Below are 13,388 nucleotides of genomic sequence, written 5' to 3'. Positions count from 1 at the left end.
GGCTTCGACCCGCTCTATCAATCAGCTTTGCAAAGTGCTCCCGCCATATAGACCATATTCCTCGTGGCAAACTTCGGAGCGATTCTCAGGAGTTTTTGGCGAATTTGGTACTTTAGCCATCCCTTTGCCCGTCCAGCCAAGTACTGTTCGTATTGAATGTCGTGGGCAAAAACCATTAGACGCTCGACCTTAAGGCCACACGTCTTCAGCAAGTTCTCGAAGGAGCCTGGCGTATAAAAGTTGATATGGCCGTAGGGGCCGGATTCTCGGATAGACTTCGAAAGATCGTTGGTAAGTTCAAGCGGCACCTCGACATAGAGGTTTCGACTGACACGTTTGGCCTCCCGCAGAAACATCCGTTCATGCTCGACATGTTCGAGAACGTGGATTGCCAGACCCAAGTCGAATGTCTTGTCTGGATGTGGGATTGAATAGCCGTCGAATTGGTTGACCGCTGCCAGAGCTTCGATCTGGCGTGCCCGTATGGCCTCTATACCTGATCGAGATAGCTCCACTGCCGCGAAACGATTGGCAAAGCCATTGTCGGCAAGTTCCGAAAGAACCGCGCCCTCGCCTGCGCCGATATCGATGATTGATTGGAAGCTCTGATCTGCTGCAACTTGCTTGATGTGTCCAACGGACTGCTTCGCGGCGATTGCGCGTTTCTCAGCGACTTCGCCGTCAGTATAATAGTCCGAATACATTTCGATTATTTCAGCGCTGCTGATCATCCCCGTTCCTCCCCAAGGGGATTATGCGCACCCAACACGCATTAGCAAGTTAGAATTTTCTAAATACACACCAAAGTTGCGTCGACTATCGCACAAGCGATCGTCATTTCTTGATACGCGGGGCAGATCCGTGCCGGCAAAAGGGTGGCGTTCGGGTTGCCTATTCCCACCCGCGAAATGGAGCGGTCAAGTGTTCGTGATGGCTCTCGCATCCGTCTAAGGGAGCGACATTTTGCGTTCAGGCGCTTTGCCACGGGAAGGTGACCATGATGAGCAGATTTCGGACACTGATAATAGGCGTTACGTTGATCTGGCTGACCACTCTAGCCTCAGCGTGCACGACGCACAAAACTTCAAATCGTGCCGATTTCCAGTATCAGCCCAGGACTTCCGTGAATCCCGCATGTAGCCAGGGCTTCAGGCCGACCAACGCGCTGTCCTGCAGCTATTGAAGATGGAGCGGTCAAGCCGGGTGGCGAAGTCGAACGCCGGGGCCGTTGCCGTTCAAGTCGATGAAGACAATGCCGGCAGCTTCGAGGGCGGACTGGGCGATGATGCGAAAGGCATTGTCAGGCAAACGCTGCGACACGCGGCGGCCATCTGGCTAATGCAAGCCGCGGCCGATAAGTGGGAAGCTTCCGGCTACTTAGGCATGACCCTTAGACGCTCGAGAAAACCTACGGCCATCACCATCCCGATCATCAAGCAAATATCGGTGCAGCATTCACCACCGGCCGCGCAGGAAGAAGAAGTGACCATTCATTGCCGCACTCGTTGCCGCGAATTTTCATGCAGCAAAGCCGGAAAAGAAAAAAGCCCGCAGAAGCGGGCTTTTCGGCTGGTCGGAGTGGAGTGATTCGAACACTCGACCCCCACGTCCCGAACGTGGTGCGCTACCAGACTGCGCTACACTCCGTGACCAGCGGCGCCTCTATAGACCGGCCTATCATGTTGCGCAAGCGCCAAAATTCAAAAAGTCGTCTGAATTTTTGACAGGCTAATGACAGCGCCTTCCGGCCGGCCATGCAGCAAAAAGCCACACCTCCGGCAAATTGTTCACAAGCGCCGAACAGGCAATTTTCTTTTGCCGGGTTACGCGCTAAAGCGCTTGGCGGGACAGGCGAAACCGCCGTGAAGGCGGCTTCGCAGCCACTGGCTAGATATCAGGGACGACACGATGAAATTCCGCACCATGACCGGGGCCGCCGCGCTTGCGATTGCGCTTGCCGGATGCACCACCATACCCACTCCCGGCGATCCGATCGAAGCACGCTGGGTCGGCCAGTCGGCCGGCAAATTCTTTGCCGCCTACGGCCCGCCGCTTAGCGACCGCGACGAAGGCTCGTCGACGATCTACAGCTGGAAGGGCGGCTACAAGACGGTGCGCGTTCCCGCGAAATATGCCGAAGGCGCCGATGGCAAGCGCGGCAAGCAGGTTGCGAGCGCCCGCACGCTCTACCTGCGCTGCCAGGCCGAAATCACCACCAATTCCGACTACACGATCCGCGACATCCGTACCGTGAACGATATTCCGGGCGTGAACGGCCCTTCCTATTGCGCAGAATTCCTGGCGCCGGAACAGAAGTAACGCGGTCTGTCAGAGATACGGATACAGGCGGCCATAAGCCGCCTGTTTCATTTTCAGAGATCATCGCTGGGCCGTTCAACCGGCGAAGACTGGCTTTATGTCGCCTGCTCCGGCTGCGCCGCAGTTTCGGCCATTTTGCGCGCCGTCACAAAATCCACCTTGCCCGATCCGAGCACCGGCACCGCGCCGATGTTGACCTCGGCCGGCACCATCATATCCATGGCACCCTTCGATTTGGCGAAAGCGAGGAACTCGGCGCGGGTGGCAGTCGGCGCATCGGTCAAAAGAACCAGCCGCTCGCCCTTCTTTGCGTCCGGGATCGAGGAGACGACCGAAAGTGCGCCCGGCCATAATTCCGCAGCAAGGGTCTCGACGGCAGCAAGCGATATCATCTCGCCGCCGATCTTTGCAAAGCGCTTGGCGCGGCCACGGATCTTGACGAAACCGTCCTCATCAATGGTGACGATGTCGCCAGTATCGTGCCAGCCATCGACGAGCGGTTCGAGCACACCGGGATTTTCGGCGCGCAGATAACCAGCCATGACATTGGCGCCGCGAACGACGAGCCGGCCGCCCTCATCGATGCCAGGGACCGGTTCGAGCTTCCATTCCATGCCCGGCAGGATTTTGCCGACCGTGCCCGACTTGTTGTACATCGGCGTGTTGATCGAAATGACCGGCGCGGTCTCGGTGACGCCGTAACCTTCGAGAATGCGCAGGCCGAATTTCTCCATATAGGTGGCGCGGGTCGAGGCCTTCACCGGCTCGGCGCCGGAGAAAATATAGCGGATAGAGCGGAAATCATAAGGGTGCGCTGTCCGGCTGTAGCCGTTGAGGAAGGTGTCGGTGCCGAAGATGATCGTGGCGTTCGAGACATAGATCAGTTCCGGCACGATGCGATAATGCAGCGGCGAAGGATAGAAATAGACCGGCACGCCCGAGATCAGCGGCAGAACAGTGCCGGCCGTCAGGCCGAAGGAATGGAAGACGGGCAGGATGTTGAACACCTTGTCGCCGCTATGAAAATCGATGCGAGCGGCGGCCTGGGCGGCGTTCGACAGGATGTTGCGATGGGTCAGCACCACGCCCTTGGGCGTGCCCTCCGAACCAGAGGTGAAAAGGATGACGGCCGGATCATCCGGCTGGCGTTTCACCAGCGGCCTTGCCTTGTGCAGATAGCCTCTGATCTTGCTGACCAGACCAATTTCGGCACGCAGATCATCAAGCCATACGATCTTCACCTGCTTTTCCATCTCCTCGATGACAGGGCCGAGCTTGGCCTGCGTTACGAAGGCGCGGGATGTGAGGACATGCTTCACTTCCGCCGCCTTACACGCGGACAGGATATTGGCCGCACCGGCGGTGAAATTCAGCATGGCCGGCACCTTGCCTGCCGTCATTACACCGAGAAGGGTGGCCGCGGCACCATTGGCGTTCGGCAACATGACGCCGAGATTGCGTTCCGGGAATAGGGTGCGGAACTTCGCGCCGAGCACGGCAGCACCCGTCAGCAGCTTGCCGTAGGTGAGCTTGCCGGTGACCGGATCCTCGACGGCGAGCTTGCTCATGCCGAATTCGTGGCTTGCCTCGATGATGCGATCAAGGACGGTCGAGGACGTATCGGCGGTCCTGAACATCAGGTTCGACATGACCTGATAAAGGGCAGCGCCCGCCGCCGTGCGGCGCTTGCGACCCTTGAGCTCAGGCGGGACTTCCAGCTTCACCGGTTCGAGAATGGTGACCTTGACCTTGGGAAACAGCCGGCGGCGGATCTTGCCGTTATCAAGATAGGAGAGATAGCTCTTCTCCAGGCCGTCGATCCGCACAGGCACGACCATCGATCCCGTCTTGTCCGCGACCATGGCGGCACCGTCATAGACCTTCATCAGCGTGCCGGTCACCGTCAGGCGTCCCTCGGGAAAGATGCCGATCGGGCTGCCGTCCTGCACCACCTTGATCAGCGAACGCGTCGCCATCGGCTTTGTGGGATCGAGCGGCAGGAATTTGCACATCTTCAGGAAGGGTCTGACCCACCACGCCTGGGCGATCTTGTAGTCGACCGCAAAGACCGGTTCCTCCTCGGTGATGGCGAGTGCCAGCGCGCCATCGAGCAGGCTGACGTGATTGAGCGCGATGATCGGTGCGCGACCTGCCTTCTTGATATTTTCGAGCCCTTCGACCTCCAGCCGCATGAAGGCGCGGAACAGGATCGAGACGAAATCGCGGAAGGGATTGGTCGGCAGCGTCTTCAGCATCAGCCAGGCAACGGCGAAATTGATGATGCCGAGGCCGATCAGGATCTCAGGAATGGAGGCGCCCAGGGCCTGGACGGCGGCAACGACACCGAGGCCGACCGTGATGAAGAGAGCCGACAGGACATTGGCAGCGCCGATAACGCGGGCGCGGTGGTCTTCATGCGCCCAGGTCTGCAATGCAGCGAATGTCGGTACGGCAATGAAGGCGCCCGAGATCGCCATCCCGGCGAGATCGATTGCGACGCGAATGGTGTTCTGGCCCGCGAAGAAGGTGAGGATGGTCGTCGCATGGCTGGTCGATTGCAGACCCCAAAGGTTCCAGGCGAGATCGAGGCTGAAGATGGCAAGTAGGGCCGTGCCGATCGGCGCCGGCAACAACACGATGCGACCCGACGACATCCAGGCAGCGATTGCCGAACCGATCGCGACGGCGACGGCAAAGACCGTCAGATAGGCCGGCACGACGATTTCCGAACCACCAAGCAACTCGGTGACCATGGTCGGCAGGATGGACAGGACGAAGGCGCCAACCAGCCAGAACCAGCAATTCATCAGCGCCGAACGCCAGAGGCGCTTGTCGCTGCGGATTTCCATGACGAGATTGTAGCTGGAGCGGATGACGTTGGTGTCGATCTTGAGATCGGGAGCCTTGGAGCCGGTTGCCGGGATCATCCGGCTGACAAGCCAGCAGATCACCGAAAGCCCTATCATCATCGTGCCGAAGACGAGGACATTGTCGCCGCCGGAAAAGGCGAACGCGGCAACGATCGTGCCAGCAAGGATAGCAATGAAGGTGCCGCCTTCGATCCAGGCATTGGCCTTCGGCAGGTCGCGGCGCTCCAGATGGTCGGGCAGGATGCCATATTTGATCGGTCCGAAAAGCGCAGAGACGACGCCAAAGCCAAACAGCGCCGCCATCAGTATCCAGATGGACGAGAATGCAAGACCGACGACGGCAAGAGCGGCGACCGCGATCTCGCATCGTTTCAGAAGTTCGGCGATCCGTGCCTTGTCGTGCTTGTCGGCGAGTTCGCCGCCGATGGCCGAAAGCAGCAGAAACGGTATGATGAGGATGACGCCCGCGAGCGTGACGAGTGCCGCGCCTTCATTGGCCGACATCTGGAACAGGATCAGGAACACAAGGGTGTTCTTGAGAAAGTTGTCATTGAAGGCGGTCAGGAATTGCGTCCAGAACAACGGCGCGAATTTCCTCGAAGTCATCAGGCTGCGTTGCATGGGCTGGCTCCTTGTGCGATCCACAGACAACGCCATAGAGTTGTTACGCAAAAGTTGAGCGCGATAACAACTCTATGGTGTCGTTAACGAAGATCAATCTTCACCGTTACGATTGAACTTGACGAGCAGCTTCTCCGTGCGGGCGTCTTCGACCTTGCGGATCAGCTTTTCGGATTCGGCATTGTCGCGCAGTGTCTTGGTGATATTCACCGTCGTCTGCACCAGCATCAGAATGCCCATCGCCAGATAGCCTTTGCCCCAGAGATCGAGCGGCATCATATAGAGGCCGAGAGCCAGCATGAAGGCTGCTGCACCGAAAGAGATGTAGGAGAAGCTGACCCAGCTGGCGGAATGTTTCTGGAAACTATCGTTCATTGTCGTGATTCCCTCAGGTTTGATAATGTGAAGTTTAAGCGGCGGGGTTGATGCGGCTGCGCAGGCGAGCGAGCACGTCATCGGCGGAGGAGCGCAGCGGCGCGCCGCATCCGGCATTGGCAAGCTTCTCGATGATGCCGGCGGGAGCAGTTGATGTCTCCATCGCCTTCAGGGCCGAGGCCGTCATCTCATTCTGGTTCTGGCGGATGCGAAGGCGCGCAAGGGTCTCCTCCGCATCGTCAAGCGTCGCAAGACCTGGACCGGCCACGGTGACATCGAGCTTCTGCGCCTCTTCGGTGGCGCGGGCCAGGCGCTCGCCACGCTGGAGTTCCTGCAGCCGCGTTTCTGAGACGCGGACAATTCCCTTCAGTTTGTCGATTGCAGTGGTGAACTGGGCCTGGGCCTTTTCGGATTGATCGCGCTCGGCTTCAAGATAGGCGATCGCTTCGGCGGCCTCCCGGGCCAGTCCTTCATTGCCCTTGGCAAGTGCAGCGGAGGCGCGGGTTTCGAGATCGTCGATCCGGGAGATGATCGTTGCGTGCTGGATCCGCTCCTGCTCGTTTTGGGCAATGGCGATCGCCACACTGCGACGGGCCGACTGGATCGATTGTGCGGCATCGCGAATCTGCTGGGCGAGCAGAGGCACGGCATTGCGATCCGCGAAGGCCTGTTCGGCATCGTGAGCCCTGCCCCGCAGCAAAGTCGAAATCAGTTTGAACATTTCCTTCCTCCGGTTTATGAACGTTGTTCACGAGTTGAGTTATGGCAGAATGGTGAACGGTGTTCAAGAATAATTTTGAACACCGTTCACAAAATCGAAGCGAGATAGTTAATGGCCGGCAAAAGAGAAGAAAAACGCGAGGATCTGAAGGCACGGCTGATCGATGCGGCGCGAAATCGGATTGCCCAGGAAGGGCTCACCAATCTCAGGGCGCGCGACATCACACAGGATGCCGGGTGTGCGCTCGGTGGGCTCTATACGGTCTTCGCCGATCTCTCCGAACTCGTCATCCACGTGAACTCCACAACGCTAAAGGCGCTGGAGGCAAGGCTGACACTACCCGAAACCAGGGACAGGACGCCGACAGACCGGCTGCGTAAGCTGGCGCAGGGATATTTAAGTTTTGCGGTCGAAAACCGAAATCTCTGGAAGGCGCTGTTCGACCACTTTCCGCCCGAAACCAGCCCGACGCCGCAATGGCATCTCGACGAGCATCTCTTCCTGATGGACGTGATCGCCGACCCGCTTGCCGAACTGCAACCCTATATGCCGGCCGAAGACAGAGCCATCCGCGCCCGCACCCTGTTCGGCGCCGTTCACGGCGTCGTCAGCATCAGTCTCGAAGGCCGCTTCGTCGGCCTGCCCCCCGAGCGTCTTGCGCGCGAGGTAGATGAGCTTGTGCTGACTATTGCCGCAGGGGCAGCGAACAGGTGAACGGGTTGTCCGAGAGATGTGGCTGGGGCGCCTGGATTCGAACCAGGGGATGGCGGTACCAAAAACCGCTGCCTTACCGCTTGGCTACGCCCCACCAGAGCTGAAGCGAATGCCGCTTCGCCAAAACGTGGCCTGATTAGCAAAGGACTGTCTGCGCCACAATCACTAAGTTCACTGCGACGTCATATTTGTATGCGCTGTCACGTCGGCATGGTAGGACTTCAAGCATCGACATAGCCAATGGAGACACCGTTGAGCCAATATCGCGCCCGTCCGCCGGCGCTTGCGACGCTGATCCTCGATGATGCCGTCGTGCGCATCACGCAGTGGGATTTCGAGCCGGGTGCCGATACCGGCGTTCATACACATGGGTTCGGCTACGTGGTCGTGCCGATGACCGACTGCCAGTTCCTGATCGAGGATGCCGAGGGAAGCCGGCGGGTGGATATCGCCAAGGGCGCTGCCTATCGCCGCGAGGCCGGCACCGAGCACAATGTCGTCAATGCGGGCGACCAGCCCATGTCCTTCATCGAGATCGAATATAAATAGACATGTCCGGCGCGAACTTCGATCTTTTCTTCGATCCTGCTTACGGCCGGGCGGTTCTGGTCACAGCCGGCATCCAGCGCCTGACGGCGAACAATCCGAGCCCTTTCACCTTCCGCGGCACGAACAGCTATATCGTCGGCGGCACATCGGTTGCCGTTATCGATCCGGGGCCGGAGGATGAGGTGCATTTCGAAGCGTTGATGGCGGCGCTCTCCTGCCGGCAGGTGACGCATATTTTCGTCAGCCACACCCATCGGGACCACTCGCCGCTTGCCAAACGGCTGAAGGAAAAAACGGGAGCGCTGACGGTCGGCGCAGGACCCCACCGTCCGTCGCGGCCGCTGCGCGAGGGCGAGATCAACCCCTTTGCGGAAAGTTCCGATATGGATTTCGTGCCCGACATCGCGATCGGCGACGGGCAGACGATTTCCGGTGACGGCTGGGCGCTGACGGGGGTGCTGACGCCCGGCCACACCGCCAATCATGCGGCCTTCGCGCTTGAGGGCAGCGGCGTCCTGTTTTCGGCCGACCATGTGATGGCCTGGGCAACGACGATCGTGGCTCCGCCGGACGGCTCCATGGCCGACTATATGGCCTCGCTCGACAAGCTGATCGCCCGTGAGGACAGCCTGTTGCTGCCCGGCCACGGAGGGCCGGTGACGTCGCCTGCGCCTTTCCTGCGCGCGCTGAAGACGCATCGGCGCCTGCGGGAGCGCTCTATCATCGAGCGCATCCGGGCGGGGGACAGCACCATCCCTAGGATGGTCGAGGTGATATACCGCGATACCGATAAGCGGCTGCATGGTGCGGCAGCCCTTTCGGTGCTGGCACATATCGAGGACCTGATGGAGCGCGGCGAGGTAACAGCCGACAGGCCGCCTTCCCTCGTTGCGCATTATCGATTGGCAGGAGGCTGAGGATGGCCGCGCATTCGGATTACAGCTATCGCGGCGACCCTTCCGTACCCGCTTTCGCGGACGACAAGCCGCTGATCCTCTTCGATGGCGAATGTGTCTTCTGCTCCGGCTGGGTGCAGTTCCTGCTGAAGCGGGATAGGGAGAAACGCTACCGCTTCATCGTCGCCCAGACGCCGCTCGGCGAGGCGCTCTATCGGCATTACGGGCTGGAGACGCGGGACTACGAGACCAACCTGCTGCTCGAGAGGGGTCGCGCCTATTACAAATCCGATGCCACGATCCGTATGCTGGAGGGGCTCGGCATGCCTTGGGCTCTGGCAGGAATGTTGCGGATCGTGCCGCGGCGAATTGCGGATGTCGCCTATGGCTTAGTTGCGCGGAACAGGCTGAGGATAGCGGGGCGGCGGGAGAGTTGCATGGTGCCGACGGCTGAGGTGCGGGAGCGGTTTCTGGGGTAGATTTGGCGGTTACGGCTCTTCGTATTTTATCGGATAGTTTTGCGATAAGGGCGTTTTACTGTGCCTCACCGTATCCCGGCCCTCCGCATGGCTCCGGGCGTTCGGTCTTGCAATCGATTCACTGGATCGATTGCTGCTGCTCCGCAGCACCAGACCTCACCCACCCGCAATACCCAGAAGTTCTGAATCGAGGGCACCAAGATATTGCTCGGCCTCTTCGGCGCTGAAGCCGAGGTCGTGCTGGCCATAGCGGGAGGCAACGCGCACGTCGACGAAGGTGGTTTCGGCCTCTTCGCGCAGACGGATGATGAAGTCGAAGCGCAGACCGAGGATGAAGGTACGCGTCGTGCCCTGCAGGATCACGCCATTGGCGCCGCGGATCAGCTTCGCCACATCGTCCTCATAGGGGCGCGGCGTCGGCACGGGGATGATATCGGGCGAATCGGCGACACCGCTTTCGGGCTGCGCCGGAACGGGCCTATTTTCCAGTTCGCGGCCGGGCGTCGTGTCGCCTTCGCTTTTGGTGATGGTGATGCCGTTTTGCTTGGCGACCTTCTTGACGGCTTCGAGAACACGGTCGAGCGCGCCGTCGTAGCGGCGGCCCGTGAGTTCCGGATAGGCGACAAGCTGCCTTTCGCGGTCGGCGGATGTGAGGACGGGATCACGCGGCAGCCAGATCTGGTCTGCCTGCGGCGTCGACAGCCAGTCGGGTGCGGTGGCCGTATCCGTGGTCACGTCATAGATTGCCGGCAGAGTGAAATAGCGCTCCGCTGCAAAGGCACCGATACCGAGCGGAAAGGCAGCGTAAATGAGTGCCGCCAGCGCATTCAACCCGCCTTCGGCACCGGTCATCCAAAGGCTGCGAAGGCCGATAGCAGCCAACAGGGTCGCGAGAATCGCGCAGCCGACGGAAACGAGCAGCACCAGAATGAGATAGGGTGTCGCCAGCCCACCGAAGCGATGGGCGATCAGCACCGCGACCGAAAGCACAAGCGCAAACGCCCCGAAGTGCCGCGAAAAGCGGGCAGCGCTGGAAACGGGACGATCGAAACGGATGGCCATCAAACTTACCAGTTGGTCGGCAGCGATGCATCGAATGCATCCGCTGCCAACGACTTTTCTAGTGCAAGATTCGTTTAAATTGAAACTCTTGTCTGAGCATTGCCGAAGCAATCCACTTCAAAGGCCAAATCAAAGCGCATAGGATCTCCATAAGCTATTGCTGATATGCCGTAAAAAGGCCATTCTACCGGAGTCTCATGCACTTCCCACGAAACAGGAGAGACAGATGATCTCATCCGAGACGATGGAAAGGCCGCGAGCTTCCTCGCTTGGCGGCATCGACCGCGCCGAGCCGCTGTTGCCACTGGAACTGCTCGAACTCGAACTTTCGCTGGAAGGCTATGCCGATGGCGAAGCCGGCTTCTGCGAGGTGGTGCGCAAGGCGGCTACCGAAAGCCGTGGCGAATTTCTCTTCGACCTGCCGGCAGCGGGGCTCGTTGAGGATTGCCGGCGAATCGCGGTTCTGCGCATCCCAACATCGGACAAGAAGATGCGGGTGGTTCTGGCTCTGCTCGACCAGAACGGCACGGAAATCCGCATGCAGGCGCCCGATGAGGATACCGAACATCTGGTGCGTTTCGCCGATGCCTTCATCGAGGTTCTCGAGCGAATCTGAATTCTAAAGCGTGTCGCGGTCGCTAGGATTCGCTCGCCACGCCTTATTGCGCATGTCGTTATCGCAAAACCGCTGCACACTTTTGCGCGACATGCTTTAATCGCGGCCTGCTGCAGCTTCCGCCAACGAGCGGAAAGGAAATTTGCGGCCGCATTCGCATTTCAGCATGAATGTTTCCTGATGGACCGACGAGCGCTGCACGAAGAAGCCGCGTGGCAGCTGATCCACCTTGAAGTCGGGATTCTTGCGCTTGGCGTCGTCGATCTCGGAGGCTTCGGCAAAACCGCTATTGCCACATTGCGGACAGGTGAGTTTCTTCGAGAATCGATCGCGGATCGCCATGGTGCTCTTTCCAGTGCTGCTGTCTTTGCTCTTACATAGGAACGCATGGCAACGAAAGTGGAACCAAGCATGCATCCTGCCGTTCCTTCCTCAGTGAAGGAGGCGAATCATGCCGAAAAGAGATCCGATTCAGACGCCCGGCGCAAAGGCGCCGCTGGGCCCGCAACCGACCCCTGATATTCCTGACCGCATTCAGGAAAAACCGCCGCTGGCGCCGGCACAGGACCCGAGCGACACGAAGAAGCCGGAAGGCCGGCCGCTTGACCCGGCGCTGCTGCCGATTGGCGACCCGGCGGGCGCGGCTTGATATCACAGTCAGGTTGACGGCGCCTGGCAGATGGATTTTCTTGGTCGGACATTCATGCTCAAGGAATAGACCGATGCGCCCATATGTTCTGCCGCTTCTTGCCGTTCTGGCCGCCGGGCTTGCCGCCTGCCAGACCCTGACGCCCGAGGAGCGCCGGGCACGTGACGAACAGACCTGCCTCGGCTACGGCTTCAAGCGCGGAACGGACGGCTTTGCCAACTGCCTGCAGCGCATCGATCTCGACCGCCGCGCCCAGGCCCGCTACGACAGCGACTGGGTTATGGCCGACATGGCCTATAATCTGAACGGTCCCTACGTTTATCCGCGCTACTATCGCTACCGTCACTGAGCGCCTGAAATCACCGCCTGCGCGGCTGCAAGCCGCGCAATCGGCACGCGAAAGGGCGAGCAGGAGACGTAGTCGAGGCCGATCGTTTCACAAAAATGGATAGAGGCGGGATCGCCGCCATGTTCACCGCAAATGCCGAGCTTCATGTCGTTTCGCGTGCGCCGGCCGCGCTCGGCAGCGATACGGATCAGCTCCCCTACTCCATCGAAATCCAAGGATATGAAGGGATCATGCTCGATGATGCCTTTGCGCTGGTAGGTCGGAATGAAGGCCGAGGCATCGTCGCGCGAAATGCCGAAGGTGGTCTGCGTCAGGTCGTTAGTGCCGAAGGAAAAGAATTCGGCTGCCTCGGCAATGACATGGGCGCGCAAAGCGGCACGCGGCAGCTCGATCATCGTGCCAACCAGATAGTCGATGCGCATCCTGGCTTCCGACATGACATCCAGTGCCACGGCATCGATCTTCGCCTTCACGTAATCGAGCTCCGAGCGCAGACCGACGAGCGGCACCATGATTTCGGGAACGACGGCCGCCCCCGTTTCCTGCGCTGCGGCAATCGCAGCCTCGAAGATGGCACGCGCCTGCATCTCGACGATTTCAGGATAGGAGATGGCAAGGCGGCAGCCACGATGGCCGAGCATGGGATTGAACTCGTGCAGTGCGTCGACGCGCTGGCGCAGGGCCGAAGGCTCCATGCCCATGGCATAGGCGACCTCGGCGATCTCCTCATCACTCTTCGGCAGGAATTCGTGCAGCGGCGGATCGAGCAGACGGATCGTTACCGGCAGGCCGTGCATGACGGTGAACAGGCCGGTGAAATCACCCCGCTGCATAGGCAGGAGCTTGTCGAGCGCGCTGCGTCTCCCCTTCTCGTCTTCCGCCAGGATCATCTCGCGCATGACATGGATGCGCTCGCCCTCGAAGAACATATGCTCGGTGCGGCAAAGCCCGATGCCTTCGGCACCGAAGGAGCGGGCCGCACGGGCATCGGCCGGCGTGTCGGCATTGGTGCGCACGGTCATGCGGCGGGCGCGGTCTGCCCAGCCCATGATGCGGCCGAAATCGCCCGACAGTTCCGGCTGGATCATCGGCACTTCGCCCTTCAGCACCTGACCGGCGGAACCGTCGATAGTGATGATATCGCCCCTCTTCAGCGTCACACCAATGC

16 protein-coding genes and 2 tRNA genes are annotated in these 13,388 nt (G+C 59.8%); 9 read left to right on the top strand and 9 right to left on the bottom strand.

All coding sequences use genetic code 11. The annotated features are described in order from the left end of the window. Window positions 1-17: 17 nt before the first annotated feature. Window positions 18-731, bottom strand: a complete 714-nt coding sequence (locus AC1DTN_RS30000) for a class I SAM-dependent methyltransferase (RefSeq protein WP_477923850.1) — start codon at window positions 729-731, stop codon at window positions 18-20. Window positions 732-1,203: 472 nt separating this feature from the next. Here AC1DTN_RS30000 and AC1DTN_RS29995 point away from each other — a divergent pair, with 472 nt between their 5' ends. Beyond that, window positions 1,204-1,587: a hypothetical protein gene (locus AC1DTN_RS29995; protein WP_477923848.1), complete on the top strand. Its 384-nt coding sequence runs from the start codon at window positions 1,204-1,206 to the stop codon at window positions 1,585-1,587. Here the strand turns inward: AC1DTN_RS29995 and AC1DTN_RS29990 are convergent. Further along, window positions 1,571-1,647: transfer RNA gene (locus tag AC1DTN_RS29990), tRNA-Pro, on the bottom strand. The two genes, AC1DTN_RS29995 and AC1DTN_RS29990, sit on opposite strands and share 17 nt — an antisense overlap. A gap of 261 nt (window positions 1,648-1,908) precedes the next feature. On the opposite strand from AC1DTN_RS29990, the gene AC1DTN_RS29985 reads away from it, so the two are divergent. Continuing rightward, window positions 1,909-2,319 carry a hypothetical protein gene (locus AC1DTN_RS29985; protein WP_113323120.1) on the top strand — a complete coding sequence of 137 codons (411 nt, stop codon included), beginning with the start codon at window positions 1,909-1,911 and terminating at the stop codon, window positions 2,317-2,319. Window positions 2,320-2,414: 95 nt separating this feature from the next. Here AC1DTN_RS29985 and AC1DTN_RS29980 read toward each other — a convergent pair whose 3' ends face one another. The 3 genes from AC1DTN_RS29980 to AC1DTN_RS29970 all read right to left on the bottom strand — a co-directional run bounded on the left by AC1DTN_RS29980 (window position 2,415) and on the right by AC1DTN_RS29970 (window position 6,906). Then, window positions 2,415-5,810 carry an acyl-[ACP]--phospholipid O-acyltransferase gene (locus AC1DTN_RS29980; protein WP_477923847.1) on the bottom strand — a complete coding sequence of 1,132 codons (3,396 nt, stop codon included), beginning with the start codon at window positions 5,808-5,810 and terminating at the stop codon, window positions 2,415-2,417. A 93-nt stretch (window positions 5,811-5,903) separates the two neighbouring features. After that, the gene (locus AC1DTN_RS29975) at window positions 5,904-6,185 is read right to left on the bottom strand and encodes a YiaA/YiaB family inner membrane protein (RefSeq protein ID WP_008529123.1); all 282 of its coding nucleotides are present in this window, start codon (window positions 6,183-6,185) and stop codon (window positions 5,904-5,906) included. A 34-nt stretch (window positions 6,186-6,219) separates the two neighbouring features. Next, a complete protein-coding gene (locus AC1DTN_RS29970; protein ID WP_113323118.1) occupies window positions 6,220-6,906 on the bottom strand; it encodes a PspA/IM30 family protein in 687 nt (228 codons plus the stop codon). A gap of 111 nt (window positions 6,907-7,017) precedes the next feature. Here AC1DTN_RS29970 and AC1DTN_RS29965 point away from each other — a divergent pair, with 111 nt between their 5' ends. Beyond that, on the top strand, window positions 7,018-7,620 hold the full coding sequence (locus tag AC1DTN_RS29965) for a TetR/AcrR family transcriptional regulator (RefSeq protein ID WP_477923846.1): 603 nt from the start codon (window positions 7,018-7,020) through the stop codon (window positions 7,618-7,620). A 19-nt stretch (window positions 7,621-7,639) separates the two neighbouring features. On the opposite strand, the gene AC1DTN_RS29960 is transcribed toward AC1DTN_RS29965, so the two are convergent. After that, a tRNA-Gln gene (locus AC1DTN_RS29960) sits at window positions 7,640-7,714 on the bottom strand. A gap of 158 nt (window positions 7,715-7,872) precedes the next feature. Here AC1DTN_RS29960 and AC1DTN_RS29955 point away from each other — a divergent pair. Genes AC1DTN_RS29955 through AC1DTN_RS29945 form a run of 3 tightly spaced genes read left to right on the top strand, consistent with a single transcriptional unit; the run spans window position 7,873 to window position 9,544 of the window. Beyond that, complete coding sequence (locus tag AC1DTN_RS29955) at window positions 7,873-8,169, top strand: cupin domain-containing protein (RefSeq protein ID WP_037105544.1); 297 nt, start codon at window positions 7,873-7,875, stop codon at window positions 8,167-8,169. A 2-nt stretch (window positions 8,170-8,171) separates the two neighbouring features. Further along, complete coding sequence (locus AC1DTN_RS29950; RefSeq protein ID WP_477923844.1) at window positions 8,172-9,086, top strand: MBL fold metallo-hydrolase; 915 nt, start codon at window positions 8,172-8,174, stop codon at window positions 9,084-9,086. 2 nt (window positions 9,087-9,088) lie between these two features. Then, window positions 9,089-9,544, top strand: coding sequence for a thiol-disulfide oxidoreductase DCC family protein (locus AC1DTN_RS29945; protein WP_477923842.1), 456 nt, complete (start codon window positions 9,089-9,091; stop codon window positions 9,542-9,544). 156 nt (window positions 9,545-9,700) lie between these two features. Here AC1DTN_RS29945 and AC1DTN_RS29940 read toward each other — a convergent pair whose 3' ends face one another. After that, on the bottom strand, window positions 9,701-10,606 hold the full coding sequence (locus AC1DTN_RS29940) for a DUF1499 domain-containing protein (RefSeq protein ID WP_439014285.1): 906 nt from the start codon (window positions 10,604-10,606) through the stop codon (window positions 9,701-9,703). Window positions 10,607-10,832: 226 nt separating this feature from the next. Between AC1DTN_RS29940 and AC1DTN_RS29935 the strand changes: the two genes are divergently transcribed. Further along, window positions 10,833-11,222, top strand: a complete 390-nt coding sequence (locus AC1DTN_RS29935; protein ID WP_113323114.1) for a hypothetical protein — start codon at window positions 10,833-10,835, stop codon at window positions 11,220-11,222. Window positions 11,223-11,318: 96 nt separating this feature from the next. Here AC1DTN_RS29935 and AC1DTN_RS29930 read toward each other — a convergent pair whose 3' ends face one another. Continuing rightward, a complete protein-coding gene (locus AC1DTN_RS29930) occupies window positions 11,319-11,564 on the bottom strand; it encodes a hypothetical protein (protein ID WP_025669523.1) in 246 nt (81 codons plus the stop codon). 109 nt (window positions 11,565-11,673) lie between these two features. Between AC1DTN_RS29930 and AC1DTN_RS29925 the strand changes: the two genes are divergently transcribed. Together AC1DTN_RS29925 and AC1DTN_RS29920 are read left to right on the top strand one after the other, a co-directional pair. Next, on the top strand, window positions 11,674-11,871 hold the full coding sequence (locus tag AC1DTN_RS29925; protein ID WP_439014284.1) for a hypothetical protein: 198 nt from the start codon (window positions 11,674-11,676) through the stop codon (window positions 11,869-11,871). Between the two features lie 73 nt (window positions 11,872-11,944). Then, a complete protein-coding gene (locus AC1DTN_RS29920; RefSeq protein ID WP_037105558.1) occupies window positions 11,945-12,220 on the top strand; it encodes a hypothetical protein in 276 nt (91 codons plus the stop codon). Here the strand turns inward: AC1DTN_RS29920 and AC1DTN_RS29915 are convergent. Then, window positions 12,214-13,388, bottom strand: a 1,175-nt coding sequence (locus tag AC1DTN_RS29915) for a putative PEP-binding protein (protein ID WP_477923841.1), incomplete at its 5' end; no start/stop codon positions are given. The two genes, AC1DTN_RS29920 and AC1DTN_RS29915, sit on opposite strands and share 7 nt — an antisense overlap.

Source organism: Rhizobium sp. 01T444 (assembly GCF_056398305.1).
Note: the sequence above shows the minus strand (reverse complement) of the source record. Positions and strands in the feature narration are given on the sequence as shown.